Origin of the sequence: Ktedonosporobacter rubrisoli, assembly GCF_004208415.1 — a bacterium.
Taxonomy (GTDB): Bacteria; Chloroflexota; Ktedonobacteria; order Ktedonobacterales; family Ktedonobacteraceae; genus Ktedonosporobacter; species Ktedonosporobacter rubrisoli.
Genome location: NZ_CP035758.1, coordinates 7,652,592 through 7,664,827, shown reverse-complemented (window position 1 = coordinate 7,664,827; position 12,236 = coordinate 7,652,592). Strand labels below are relative to the sequence as shown.

General features: G+C 49.7%; 11 protein-coding genes. 6 read left to right on the top strand and 5 right to left on the bottom strand.

Annotated features, from left to right (window positions below; all coding sequences use genetic code 11):
* Positions 1–64 precede the first annotated feature (64 nt).
* Both EPA93_RS33310 and EPA93_RS33305 read left to right on the top strand, forming a co-directional pair.
* Positions 65–622 (top strand): EXLDI protein, encoded by a 558-nt coding sequence (locus EPA93_RS33310; protein ID WP_129891654.1) that lies wholly within the window; start codon positions 65–67, stop codon positions 620–622.
* Between the two features lie 13 nt (positions 623–635).
* Positions 636–1,286, top strand: a complete 651-nt coding sequence (locus tag EPA93_RS33305; RefSeq protein ID WP_129891653.1) for a nitroreductase family protein — start codon at positions 636–638, stop codon at positions 1,284–1,286.
* Positions 1,287–1,425: 139 nt separating this feature from the next.
* Here the strand turns inward: EPA93_RS33305 and EPA93_RS33300 are convergent, their stop codons facing one another.
* Genes EPA93_RS33300 through EPA93_RS33290 form a run of 3 tightly spaced genes read right to left on the bottom strand, consistent with a single transcriptional unit; the run spans position 1,426 to position 7,352 of the window.
* Positions 1,426–3,237 (bottom strand): hypothetical protein, encoded by a 1,812-nt coding sequence (locus tag EPA93_RS33300; RefSeq protein WP_129891652.1) that lies wholly within the window; start codon positions 3,235–3,237, stop codon positions 1,426–1,428.
* A gap of 30 nt (positions 3,238–3,267) precedes the next feature.
* A complete protein-coding gene (locus tag EPA93_RS33295; RefSeq protein ID WP_129891651.1) occupies positions 3,268–5,322 on the bottom strand; it encodes a hypothetical protein in 2,055 nt (684 codons plus the stop codon).
* Positions 5,286–7,352, bottom strand: a complete 2,067-nt coding sequence (locus EPA93_RS33290) for a recombinase family protein (RefSeq protein WP_129891650.1) — start codon at positions 7,350–7,352, stop codon at positions 5,286–5,288. Before EPA93_RS33290 ends, EPA93_RS33295 begins: the two co-directional genes overlap by 37 nt.
* Before the next feature lie 728 nt (positions 7,353–8,080).
* On the opposite strand from EPA93_RS33290, the gene EPA93_RS33285 reads away from it, so the two are divergent.
* The gene (locus EPA93_RS33285) at positions 8,081–8,320 is read left to right on the top strand and encodes a helix-turn-helix domain-containing protein (protein ID WP_129891649.1); all 240 of its coding nucleotides are present in this window, start codon (positions 8,081–8,083) and stop codon (positions 8,318–8,320) included.
* A gap of 99 nt (positions 8,321–8,419) precedes the next feature.
* On the opposite strand, the gene EPA93_RS33280 is transcribed toward EPA93_RS33285, so the two are convergent.
* Entirely contained in the window at positions 8,420–9,715 is a 1,296-nt protein-coding gene (locus EPA93_RS33280; protein ID WP_129891648.1) for a hypothetical protein, read from the bottom strand.
* A gap of 360 nt (positions 9,716–10,075) precedes the next feature.
* Here EPA93_RS33280 and EPA93_RS33275 point away from each other — a divergent pair, with 360 nt between their 5' ends.
* Genes EPA93_RS33275 through EPA93_RS33265 form a run of 3 tightly spaced genes read left to right on the top strand, consistent with a single transcriptional unit; the run spans position 10,076 to position 11,216 of the window.
* Positions 10,076–10,372, top strand: coding sequence for a hypothetical protein (locus tag EPA93_RS33275; protein ID WP_129891647.1), 297 nt, complete (start codon positions 10,076–10,078; stop codon positions 10,370–10,372).
* A 44-nt stretch (positions 10,373–10,416) separates the two neighbouring features.
* Positions 10,417–10,809: a hypothetical protein gene (locus EPA93_RS33270; RefSeq protein WP_129891646.1), complete on the top strand. Its 393-nt coding sequence runs from the start codon at positions 10,417–10,419 to the stop codon at positions 10,807–10,809.
* The gene (locus EPA93_RS33265; RefSeq protein ID WP_129891645.1) at positions 10,806–11,216 is read left to right on the top strand and encodes a hypothetical protein; all 411 of its coding nucleotides are present in this window, start codon (positions 10,806–10,808) and stop codon (positions 11,214–11,216) included. The genes EPA93_RS33270 and EPA93_RS33265 overlap by 4 nt, the downstream gene beginning before the upstream one ends.
* 356 nt (positions 11,217–11,572) lie before the next feature.
* Here the strand turns inward: EPA93_RS33265 and EPA93_RS33260 are convergent, their stop codons facing one another.
* Positions 11,573–12,235 (bottom strand): serine/threonine-protein kinase, encoded by a 663-nt coding sequence (locus EPA93_RS33260; RefSeq protein ID WP_129891644.1) that lies wholly within the window; start codon positions 12,233–12,235, stop codon positions 11,573–11,575.
* Between the last annotated feature and the right edge of the window lies 1 nt (position 12,236).

The following is a 12,236-nucleotide window of genomic DNA, read 5'->3' as shown; positions in this document are numbered from 1 at the left end:
CGATACTCGATAGGTCTGGTTATGAGCTGCAGGCAGCGGAGATCAAGCAGCAGGAGGTAGCGTTATGCCCAACAGGACAATCTATGTCGCGGATGCAGATGTCCCCCTTTTTGAAAAGGCTCAGTCGCTGGTGGGAGGAAATCTTTCAGCGGCGATTGCCGAGGCACTACGCCGCTTTGTGCGAGAGCGGGAACAGCAGGTCAGTGGCTTTGAGGAGGTCACTGTAAAGCTTGGCAAGAACGTACACTCATATAAACGGTTCCAGGGCCGCCGACTGGCCAGCGGGCGTATGCTTGAGGAAGATGGGACAAGGGAAGTTTCCTACAGGATTTATCAGACGCCCAAGAATAATCTGGCGGTCTATGTTAGCAATACGCCCAACTGGAACTACTGGACTGACCGCAAGAAACGGCCTGGCAAGAATACGCCGGTAAACTGGGATAGCGAGGAGTGGTCGGATGTAGATTGGTCGCGCTGGAGCGGCAACGATAGCGAGTACCGCCTTGAGATCTTTGCTTCTCTTGAAGAGCTTGAGCATAATGTGCCAGACGAGCTCTATGAGACGGTAGCCCGCATCCTGCGCGGCAACAATGATAAAGGGGTAGAGGTACTCGATATCTGAAAGGAAGCACAGCATGCCCATCCTCAATCTTTCAGTCGATGAATTGCTGACCACGACACGTTCAGTGCGCAAGCGCCTGGACCGCACGCGACCGGTAGAAGCCGAGGTGCTTCGAGAATGTCTGGAGCTGGCTTTACAAGCTCCAACGACGAGCTCAGGCAAGAAAGCTCACTTCGTCGTCGTTACAGCTTCCTCCCAACGCGAAGCCCTGGCGGCGCTCTACCGCAGAAGTGCTGCCAACTATATTCAGCGACGAGATCAGATACAAGCGGCTATCACTGATGAGAAAGAGGCAAAGAAACTCGCGGCTAGCTTTGCCTCAGCGCAATACTTGATCGAGCACCTGCATGAGATTCCTGTGCATGTCATTGCCTGTATCGAAGGCCGGGCCGTAAATCTCTCCGCGGTTGAAGAGGCTACGCACTGGAGTGCCATCCTCCCGGCGGTCTGGAGTTTCATGCTTGCGGCGCGCTCGCGAGGCCTGGGTACTGTTCTGACAACGCTGCATCTCGACTTTGAGCAGGAGGCAGCGGAGGTGCTGAACATTCCCTATGAGCAGATCATGCAAGTAGCGCTGATTCCCGTCGCTTATACGCTGGGAACTAATTTCAAGCCCGCGGCCCGCCAGCCGCTGGAATCCGTGCTCCACTGGGATTGCTGGTAACTAGAAGCCGAGGAGTGGAAGGTTTCAACAGTTGCGGATAATGTGTAAATATTGCTCCTGCCTGCAGAGCGTCAGCTTCGTAGGCACGATGTGACGCTTGAGTCAAAGCACGCGCTATGCTGTTTTCAGCACAGCGCTACTATTCTGAACTATTTGCCGGCTTTTGCGGGGTTTCAGCCACGGAGTTATGCCGCTTGTTGCTGCGCTCAACGGCGACGGCCGCATGCTCATAGCGCTGGAGCGTATCCTCGCCGCCTGGCATCTTGACGTCTGCGGGCCGATGCTGTTGCGCCTCAAGCTGCTGGGCCATTGCGCGCAATGTTCCAATGCCGGTGGTGGTCTCGGTAAGCGCGCTTTGCATGGCCTGCGTCACCGTCGAAAACTGTCTTACGAGCTCTGTCTGGGCCTCACGTTCCTGCTGCAACTGCGTAAGCAGCGCATCCTGCCGCCTGGTATAATCCCCAACGCCAAGTATCAGATCTGTCGCGCGCTCAACGGTAAGATCAAGCGTATCTAGCATGTTGCGCAGGTCAGTTCCCCAGCGCTCTTGCCGCTGGCTCATCTCGCGCATGACGCTGGCTGTGCTCTGTAGCAGTGCAGTCGAGGCAGTAGCGCTATCCAACAAGCTTACCTGTTGCTGGGCCAGTTCCCTGGTCGGAGCGGCAAGCTCACTGATGCTCAAGGATAGCTCGCTATGCGTAGCCTGTAGTATATCGGCTGCCTGCTTCATCTGCTCAGCAGTCTGCACGACGCCGGAGGTAAGGTTGCCCAGTTGCTTGAAATATTTATTGCCTGCAAGAAGCTGCTCCTGTAGCTGATTGGTGAGCAGTCCAAAGCGGCGCGCGATCTGCTGGGCCATATCGTCGTACTTCTCGCTGATTCCCGCGACCAGGCTAGCCAGCTCGGTTACGACATTACCGCTTATGTCTTCAAAGCGGCCACTCAGGCTCTGCGTCGTTTCGGCAAAGTTTTGCTCAATATCTTCAGTCATGCCAGCAAAGTTTGTTGTCACATTCTGCGTCATGCCCTCTATCTTCTGTGTGGCATCCTGGGTCAGGCTCGCGAAATTCGTTGTGATATTCTCTGTCATCCCAGCAAAGCGCTCGCTTACGTTCAGGGTCATACCCTCGAAGTTCGCTGTGACATTCTGCGTCATGCCCTCTATCTTCTGTGTAGCATCCCGGCTTAAAGTCGCGAGATCCCTCCGCATATCTTGCGCCGCATTATCAAATCTAGCGATCACAAGCTCAAGCCTCTCGGTTAGCAAGCTGGTTGTGCTTTCCAGGCGCCGGGCTACGGCCTCCAGATTGTCGCCAGCCGTGAGCGGGCGCCGATGCTTGAAGAGATAGAGCGAGGTTGCTGCCAGAACTTGCGCCAGATCTGAGCGCAAAAGCTGCGCATCCCGCTCCTGCAACTGCATGGCTTGTTCGCGTTGGGCATTCCTTGCCTGTTTCTGCAGGTACATGACCAGGGTCAGAGCAAAAATAAGGATAAGTAAGACAACATCAATAAAGGCGGCGCCGCTCAGAGTCAACCAACCCGGTAGCGTACCGTTAAAGCCCTGCTCCCACAGATAGAGAAACGGCACAGATGCATTGCTGCTCTGGGCATTGAAGAGGAGGGCATACTTATTAGCGGCCTGAGCCAGGGCGTAAAAGCTCAAGATAAAGGGCACAAAGATGAGAACGTTGCGCGCGGCTCTGGCTATCTCAATCAGGCGATCCTCGCGCTCATACGAGGGGGTCTGCTGCTTACGAAAGTTAGCAACCAGAGCATCGGGCTCGAAAACCATATAGAGATCGGTAGCAGCCCAGGCATCGATCTCCGCGCTCTCTTCGCTCTCAATGGCTTCGGCCAGGAGCTTCAAGCGCTGTGCTGCAGGCGTATCAAATGGCTCTACCCTATCTACCATCGAAGATAAGAGCTTTACTATATCTGTGGTATCTCTCATTTTTTTCCTCAACAAGCTCGATGAGTGTTTTTAACTCTCCAGGCTGGCCTCGACAAGTGAAGTTGGCTCTATACCATCCCCGAAGCGCCAGCGCTCGGCCCGGTCCCAGTAATCGCGCATGGCAGTAAATCCCTGTACATAAATATGCTCATAGTCGGCTATAGTGAACTCACATTGTCCTGCGCGCTCTTGCCCTACCCGTTTGACCCATACATAGCGCTCAATTGTTTTCAGATCCAGGCGACAAGCTAGACGTGGCGGCCAGCTTGTGGGATGCCAGACGATCAGCGCATGGCGAATAAGCTCATCCTCTGGCCACTGCCAGCTCACAAGGGCATAATTGCCTGCCACCCGCCGGGCGATGTGCACATGTAGTTTGCTAAGATCGTGCTCCCGCACAAAGCGGCTCAAGGCTTTCTGTAGCCTGAAAGCGATAGGCTTGCTCATGGCCTGCCCGGTCGAGCTCTGAATAGCCAGAGCCAGGCTGAGCGATCTTGCATACTCGCGGCGCTCTAAAGCTGCTTCCAGGGCCGCGCAGCGCATAGCCTTCTCAATTCGCTTGCGCTCCTGCTCCGAGAAATCAGTGAAATCGGCGGCAAGCTTTTCATCATAGGCGGCACGAATCTTTGCATCATCATCACGCTCTATAGCCTGCTGCACCGCCCGATACATGCGCAGATAGGCATACGCGCGGCTCAGGCGAGCCCGTTGCTCAGCTGTGACCCGGCTATACCCCTCCAACAGCGTGGCATCGTAGGCCTCGACAAGCTTATGGGCATTGCCAGCCTGCGCGGTAAAGGCCTGCTGGAAGCGCTGCCAGGCCGCCAGGCGCTGGCGAGCCAGCTGGAGGCGCTCCTGTTCCTGCGCGCTCAGCTGCAAAGCGGGCCACTTCTGCAGAGCCCGGGCGACCTCAACCAACGCCTCATCATTGTCGGCAGCATAAGCCTGCCCAAAGCTGCGGGCGAGGGCAAGCTGCTCGCGCTCGCTTCTGGTAATATACTTATTGTCATCAAGCAGGGGATTATAGGCTGTGACAATGGCTTGTAGAGATCCCTGGCGCAGAGCGATTTGAAAGCTAATAAGCGCCTCTTTTTTGCTCTGTGCCAGCCTGACGCGCTCTTGCTCCTGCGCTGTCAGCACATACGCGCCTTGATAGGGAGAATGCTGTAGAGCATCGCAGGCCATAATCAGCGCAGCATCATCGTCAGTCTCATAGGCGCGGCGAAAGGTGCGCGCCAGTTCCAACAAGGCGCGCTCTCTCCTGCTGAGCCTGGTGCTTCTATCCAGAATCGCATCATAGGAGCCAACAATTTGTTTAAGCTTTTTACTATTGAGAGCCGTGCGAAAGCGCGCTAAGGCCGCGCGCCGCTGCTGGGCCAGGCGCGCACGCTGCAGTTGTACTGGCGTAAAGGTCAGCTTTTCCTGATGGTGGAAATTTTCGATAGCCTCAAAGGCAGCGGCTATCTTCTCGTCATCGTCGCTAGCATAGGCTTCGCTCCAGATCGTGGCCAGATTGACGACACGCTGCTCCCTTGTAGTCAGGTTAGCCGCATCCTGCTCTTCAGCGCGCGCTGCCTCGATAATCGTTGCAATGCTTCCACTGCGCACGGCCACATTGAGCCGTCCCATTGGGCCTTCTGGCCCCGAAGTAACGTCAGGCAGCGGGAGCGAGAAATGCACTTGATCGATGGGCTGCAGACAGGCGCGCTTTAACGCTCTTAGCGCGCTGGTGACGCGCTCGGAGCCAGCCTGCTCCAATTCCTGAAAGATGGCGGACTGCCCCGGGTCCTTAAAATCCTTCTGCGTGAAGAGCAGGTTAGTATCCAAAAGCTTGCCCTGCACATCGCGCTTGACATATTTATCCCACAATTCTGGCCGCTCTTCCAGGGCCAGCAGAGCCGTAGAAATGACAAGCGCCGAGAAATCGTCCATATGCTCGTTAAACTTGCGCTGGGCCATCTGCGGATGCTGGAAATCCGGCTGCCCCAGGAGGAGCTTTGCCAGGCCGGCGAAGCCAGGAATATAGACGCCATCGTAATCGACAAGGATCAGCCGCCCATCCGGTCTGACCATAATATTGACCATTGAGCATTTTTACCATTTGGGTCTATATTATGCTCCTGTTCATATTTTTTATCCTCTATTGCTGTTGTACAGCCTACTGCTTGAAGCAATATAGAGTTTGATCCTTTGCGTTTTGCCCTTTGAATCCCTAGTCTGGCACCTCTATGTGAAATAGAGCCCCAGGATCGATCAGGGAGCGCTTGTAATAGTTCTGCTGCATCTGCATTAGCGAAAAGTTGATACACCTTTTCATCCTCTTCAGGGGTCCACAGAGTACTATTCGCTTTCACTCTCTTGAAGTGTCCAACATCTTTAAAATGGCCCATTGCCTCTTTCCAGTAGACCTCTATTTTAACCCAGGATGGTGAGACCTGGGTTAAAACAACCTTTTTAACGAGAGCACCTATAAAACGTAGCCTCACCTCGAAAGACAGCTTGTCCCATTGCTGGGTGATAGTGGGGACCAAAGAATGTATTTCATACAACGTTACCTCTTCGTCCTGCTCTTTCTCCTTTAAGGTATCTAAATCGTTCTCAAATTGGGCAACCTTTCCCTCTAATCCTGCTATCTTTTCTGCAAGGTCAATTTTCATCTGTTTGGTTTTGGGGATATCAGGATCTTGAAGAAGCTCAAAGGCTGCTTCTCTTTTCTTTTGAGCATCGTGTATCTGTTTTCGTATAAGGTTTCTCTGCTCCTCTAGTGCTGCTTCCTTAGTCGCTTGTCTCTCTTCTAGCTTGTCTTCCCAGTCTTGCCAATCTTCGGGCCTTTCCAGAGAGTTCAGCCTTTCTAGAAGCTTTTCCTTGAAAATGTTGTCTACTTGTTCCACATCAATGGAAAATCTATGTTTTGTGGATAAGCCCGTTATATTTCTACTTCTGTAGCATCCAGCTTCGGGACCGCGCCGTCCTCCATATCCGCCATACATTGGCTGGCCATTATCATCATAGAGAACTTTTTTGAGAAGCGCCTGAGCCTTGCTAAAACGTATTACTCTTTCCGGCTTTTGCCTCTCTCCATTCAGGTCATAGCTACTAAGCCGTTTGTGAGCAAAAATGAATACTACCTCATCAACAATAGCAGGGTGGTTATTCTCGACTACGCCACCGTCAAGCGGGAGCCACCAGCCAATATACACCGGATTACAGAGAATGCTTCTGATTCCGCTGGCTGTGGGCTTGTAATTTCCCTGATATGGCCCTTCCTTGATTAAACACCCACCACGTTTCCTATTTCCAGTGAAGCGGCTTGAATTCTTCTGATCTACCCAGTCCTCAAACATAGGAAACAGGAAAGGCATTTTTTCGACTTCTCTGCACAATTCTGCAAAATTGCCATCCAGTTCCAGGAAACGCTGAAAGAGCCATCTAACAGCCTTTGCGTGTGGTAGATAGACGATATATTTCTTTCTTTTAGGGTCCGATCGATCAACGATGTATCCAGGAACAAGCCACCTACCATCATAGTAGCCGTTATTGCTGGCTGTAGCTTTTCCCCCACCTAAAACGAGTTTCATCCAATCGAGATGTCTGGCTGATTCCTCGGCTTCAAGCATGAATACCCGTTGGCAGTACTCGTCTTTAAAATGATAATTCATTCGTAGCGTCGATATCCTGACATCATTATCGAAGCATGCACGCATGATCGTCCCCGGTGTGACGAGCCATTTATCACGTGTAAATCTATTGACATGTACTGCCCCCACCCACCCTATCCTTTTGCCATTAAGCAACTCCTTTCCTTCTATCAGCCTCATTACACGGGATAAACCCGCGCGTTGATGGATATCCGTCGTTCCGCTTATTCCCTCATCGTCTGCAATGATCTCTATGTCACCAGTACAATGGAGGTTATTTCTGAAATGCTCTACAAATTTGTCCGTCTGCATTTCAAAACTATGAATGTTGTTTTGCGCTTGTGCTAGACTGGATTGCCTTACATAGATGACACCAGGCTCATCTTTAGGAAATTCATCCAGGTAGTTGTATACTTTGCTGAGAGTCTGTTTCTTTTTGATGCTTCTGATTTTCTTTTTGTTCCTCTCGATGCTCATGTTGAATCTTCCTTAATTCGTCTGCTATATCCTGTAGGACTGTGTACAGTACGCGTTTCTCTTCTGGACTCAAGATACCTCTCCCTTACTGTTGCTGCATATCCGGCTCTATACGAGAGAATATATAAGCAAATTGCCATATATTTCAGTAATGAGAGAAAATGTACCTATTGAAAAACTAAAAGGATATATGAGTAATAGTTGTCGCGAAACGACATTTAGATGTCGTTCTATGCTAGAATTTTGTCGTTCCGCGACACATAATACGGCTAGCGAACAGGCCAATAGTAGATTGACAGTTGTCCAGTCTCACTGTCTCTCGCCGTCACAATTTCAAATGGAGCTCTCTTTTTCGGGTGTCCTGGTTGATCTATCTGTGGGAGTGGAACAGTAGGAGCATAGTCATACCGCTGACAGTGACGACAACGGCAAGTAATGTTAGAATGGGCTCGATAGAATGGGGTATAGTTGGTTGACACAGATGTACCTCTTTCTGTCATTGGGGACTAGCGTCAACTAGTCCCCTTTTTGTGTTAAAGCTATCTGGACGTATCAAGCAAGATGTAATACTCGTTAAGCATTTCTAGCTGTTTCTGCTGATATATAGTATTATAGATAAGAAGTCGGTTTTGTGCAAGTCTATTAGGGACTTGTTGGAAGTTTCCGGAGTTATTTGACTCCTAGAGGTAGGAATGCAGCAAGCTTGATAGTAACAGGAGCAATAAGGAATGAGTACGCGCAACGAATGGCTGACTGTCGATGACGTAGCGAAAGAACTAAAGGTGCATGAGAAGACCGTAAAGAAATGGATAGGAACAGGAGAACTTATTGCTATGAACATTGGCAAGGGATACCGCATATCCCGTAATAATTTGGATAGTTTTATTGAGAAAAGAAGCCACAATCAAAGAATAAAGCAGTTTAAAAGCTTGAAAGCTTTTTTTTCTTCTGAAGATCAGAAAACGTAGTAGGGTATAGGCTGGCTCTAGAAGGAAGATGCAAGGCCATTGCACTCATCTAATAAAATGCTCCCTGAAGTTTTCCAGGGAGCATTTAGACAACGTGAATTAATGAAACAAACTAGGATTCTGGACTTTCATAAGGGCTAGCTCTAGGCTCACGGTAAAATCATCGTAAGGATGACGCGCTTTTAAGCCTTGGAACAGTTGTGTTACTGGTTTCAAATGTTCGTATTGCCCTGTTTCCTCAAAAGCGTTCACTACCTGCTCAGCAGTAGCAGCAGCAATAGGAGCATAGCCCTTGTCAAAGTAAATCTGAGCTTGGATAAGATTAGTATCCTGCTGACGACAAATAGTTATATATTTGCCGCTGATTTTTCGCTCTTGTTCAGCCGCTAATAAACATTCCTGGGCCTCAGCCGGCGCTCGTAATTTCTTCTCTAAAGATCTCATAAGTGTTGCAGCTCGATCTAACAAATGACGCTCTTTATCATAAGAGACAAAGAAGAGGTAGTTATCTCTTATTGCCTTTCCCGTAAGATTTTCAGCCTCTTCGAGATAGAGCAGAGCATTTTTTTTCTCTGTCTCGTTTTGTGCTGCTCGTGCTTGTGCTCTTGCCGCAACAGAGAAAGCAGCACCTTGTAACTGAACAGGAATATACCATTTATCCTTGTTTTGCTTCATTTGCTCTAAACTGAGCAACGCTTGTTCCTGGTCCCATAAATCATCAAAGAGGATCTCCCGGCGATATAATACGATAGGTAACAGATCAGTGCATGCCTTCTCACGAGCGAGATGCAGAGCATTTGCTAGATAATTTTTTGCTGCCTGGTAGCACCTTTCGGATTTAGCCATTTCGGCAAGCCATATCTGATACCCGCATAATAGCCGGATAATCTCTTGCTTTTGCTTTGTCCGAACATAGAGTACAGTGTCATGGAGTCTGTCAATCCGAGCCATAGCATCATCTACAGCAGGTTCTAGCCCGTGTGGGTATCCCTCAGTCCAATAAGTCTGTAAGGCTGTATAGTACTCTTCCACGTCAATATGACGGGATACGGGACCAGGAATAACGGTGTTCTCTCCTCTCTGCTCAACAAGGGATTCCATACCTACGATACCGAGTAATGCTGGAGGAATATTCAATAGTTTCGCTAGTACTATACGTCGTTCCGGGTCTTTGGGAAAGAATCCATCTGTTTGTTCCATAAACCGTATGCGCCTTCCTAGCACAGGCTGATCCTTTTCGGCTACCTGTGCATACATTGTTGCGACCCGATGAATGGGAATAGTATGCAGCTTACGCGCATAGCGAACTAGGTAGCCAAAAGTGAGCCGTCCGTCTATACCGACAGTAATCGGGCCGTACTCGCCTACAAAAATCTTGAGCTTATCCTTTGACATCACAACCTCTCCTACTAGCAGTACCTCTCATACATTCAAGTATAGAGGTTGCTCGTTTCTTTGTCTAGAGCGTTCTTTCTAGAAAAAGGTCGTATTTTTCTGTCACACAAGAAAACAGGACCATATTTCTCTATCTAGCAGTGTTATGCTCCTACACGGGTTGCGAGCCATTTACCTGTAACCCTCCGAATATGCTTTTACCCTATGATACTAAATGGCGAGTGACCCGCCTTAAGTATGCCATTACTTGACATAATAACGCAAGAACAAGCAAACAAAGAGACGTTTCTCTGGCTAGAATCAGACGAGAGGATATGAACAGTCCGGATACATCTATGTAGCATATTAGGAGCGTTCATCATGAAGAATTGGCAAAAGGTCGATATTGCGAATCAACCGACGCAACCCTTGCTAGCGAGCAAGACCGATCAATTTCATGAATACCTTAACAAACATGGATTGACCCACCTAGCTATCGCCCGCTGTGCCCATGTTCCCTCTATCACCGTATGGTCGATTGACCACAAATTAGCGGTCACTCCAACTCATGCACAGCAGGTAAGAGAAGCGTTGCACAGGCTTACAGGAGAGACGTATAACTTTCCAATTGATACGATAGGACCAGAAGGGAGAAGACGCGAATGGAAACAACGTTAAGCTTATTCGAGTTTCGAGAACAGTTTGAAAAAGGAAAGGGCGCTATGAGAATTCGGATAGCACTCGCCCCCTATGAACAGGATATCCTGCTTCCTGCTCTGAAAGCGAAATTTCCCGATTTGACACCAGAACCACAGAGCATCTACACTTACTATAACGCGTACCTGGACGTCTCACCACAAGGACGGGGGATAGAGCAATCAGCGTTTTTACGCGTTCATCGTATTCGCTACATTGACGCTGAAAGCGAACAGCAACAAGCAATAGCCCGTTTTTTTCATGGCGTTGAAATTGCCGGGGCTCAGGTCAAGAGTGTGAGTTTTCCCGGCCCCATTCATGAGAGACTCGGCGTCATCTTAGAAGACAAAGATGGACGGACCATCCTGCTCCGTTTCCCGCCAAACTGGCAGTTACCGCTAAGGAGCCAAATCTTATGAATCCTGAAAAGTATTTTTCCCTTGCCTCTCAAGGCAACAGGAGCCAGAGCCAACCACCCATAAGCATCTCATGGAGGGTTGAAAACGCTGCTCTTCGCCCTGTAGCCCGTACTGCACTCAAGACCATGCGCGCGGAGGTCACGTTTGAGACGTGCGGGCAAAAGCACACAGTTGTGCGTATTACCGCACCTCCTGAACAGCTTGAATGGGAGTGGGCCGAAGCGGAACAGGCGCGGCAGATGCTTGAAAAAGCTGGCGATTCCTTTGCCGCTAAACTCACGACATATGTAATGCCTGCTGTTCACCTACTCCGTATCGATCCTCTCACCCGTGTGATGTACTGTCAGGATCTTCTGAAACCAGACGTTTCCTTTCTCACCGTGGTGTATGATGAGCATCCACAATAAATACCCCTAGCATCTTCAGAAACTCTTTTACTCAGGGTGTCGCCTCTAGGCGACACTTTTGCTATTCGTCAAGTACTAAGGATGAGGCTTTCTTTTCTGTTCGGTTGCTTGAATAAGCGACTTGAAGGATAGTCTATTGCCGTATGCTTGTTTAGAAACGTTTTCCTAAACAAGCAAGCGTTTCTCAACGTTGAGAAACACCCTAAACGGCGTTTGAAACAGCGCTTAGGGTGTTTCAGCCGAAACACCAGAAACACTCTAAACGGGCCAAAAAAACAAAAATAAAGAGGCTAAACGCTTCTGGAAAGGTACATAGGATGAGGCAGTTTGATGCATCAAAAAGGCTAGCAGATATATTAACCTGCTAGCCTTTTTGAACTTCTGAGCTTGTATGGTATTATGCTCACTAAGCAGCATTCAGAATAGAGCGAAGAATAACTAGCACCTCTTTTAAATCCCCCCGAGTGTAATAATTGGCTAGTGGCGTTGACGCCGGCCAGGTCGCCATGCGCGATAGAGCAGCGACGCATCACCGCCAGGATCTGGAAGAACTGCTGACTTAGTTGCTTGAGCCCGGCTTTATCGCGCCACTTGCAGAGCTCGTTGACCTTTTCTGTCAGGGTGGTTCCCTCTACCCAATCCATCACAATGACCGGGTAAGCCTGCGGCTGCGCCTTGCCCTGATCCTTGACCATTATGCCGCTATCGTAATACTTGAAGCCGGCGGTAATCGCGCGCACATGCGTATGGAAATACGTTCCCAGGCTCTCGTAGCGAAACTGCATATCCGGGCTCATGGGCGCTCTAAAGCAGCGCAGAGCCCGAAAGCTACCACTGAGTGTACGAAACTTGTAGACAACGGCAAAACCGCCCTCAATACCCCAAGGACGCTCTACAACCCCTCTGGAGGTGTAGGCTGTAACAACTTCTACTTTGCCTTGCTTCAGCTCGGGATCAGGGATCTTTAAACGTATCGTTGAGAAGAGCATGGCCTCATCATAGGCCAGTCGTTCAGGCATA

Coding starts and splice junctions, on each gene's coding strand:
- EPA93_RS33300 (WP_129891652.1), bottom strand. CDS start 3,237: ATGAGAGATACCACAGATATAGTAAAGCTCTTATCTTCGATGGTAGAT.
- EPA93_RS33270 (WP_129891646.1), top strand. CDS start 10,417: ATGAGAATTCGGATAGCACTCGCCCCCTATGAACAGGATATCCTGCTT.
- EPA93_RS33280 (WP_129891648.1), bottom strand. CDS start 9,715: ATGTCAAAGGATAAGCTCAAGATTTTTGTAGGCGAGTACGGCCCGATT.
- EPA93_RS33285 (WP_129891649.1), top strand. CDS start 8,081: ATGAGTACGCGCAACGAATGGCTGACTGTCGATGACGTAGCGAAAGAA.
- EPA93_RS33260 (WP_129891644.1), bottom strand. CDS start 12,235: ATGCCTGAACGACTGGCCTATGATGAGGCCATGCTCTTCTCAACGATA.
- EPA93_RS33305 (WP_129891653.1), top strand. CDS start 636: ATGCCCATCCTCAATCTTTCAGTCGATGAATTGCTGACCACGACACGT.
- EPA93_RS33310 (WP_129891654.1), top strand. CDS start 65: ATGCCCAACAGGACAATCTATGTCGCGGATGCAGATGTCCCCCTTTTT.
- EPA93_RS33295 (WP_129891651.1), bottom strand. CDS start 5,322: ATGGTCAATATTATGGTCAGACCGGATGGGCGGCTGATCCTTGTCGAT.
- EPA93_RS33265 (WP_129891645.1), top strand. CDS start 10,806: ATGAATCCTGAAAAGTATTTTTCCCTTGCCTCTCAAGGCAACAGGAGC.
- EPA93_RS33290 (WP_129891650.1), bottom strand. CDS start 7,352: ATGAGCATCGAGAGGAACAAAAAGAAAATCAGAAGCATCAAAAAGAAA.
- EPA93_RS33275 (WP_129891647.1), top strand. CDS start 10,076: ATGAAGAATTGGCAAAAGGTCGATATTGCGAATCAACCGACGCAACCC.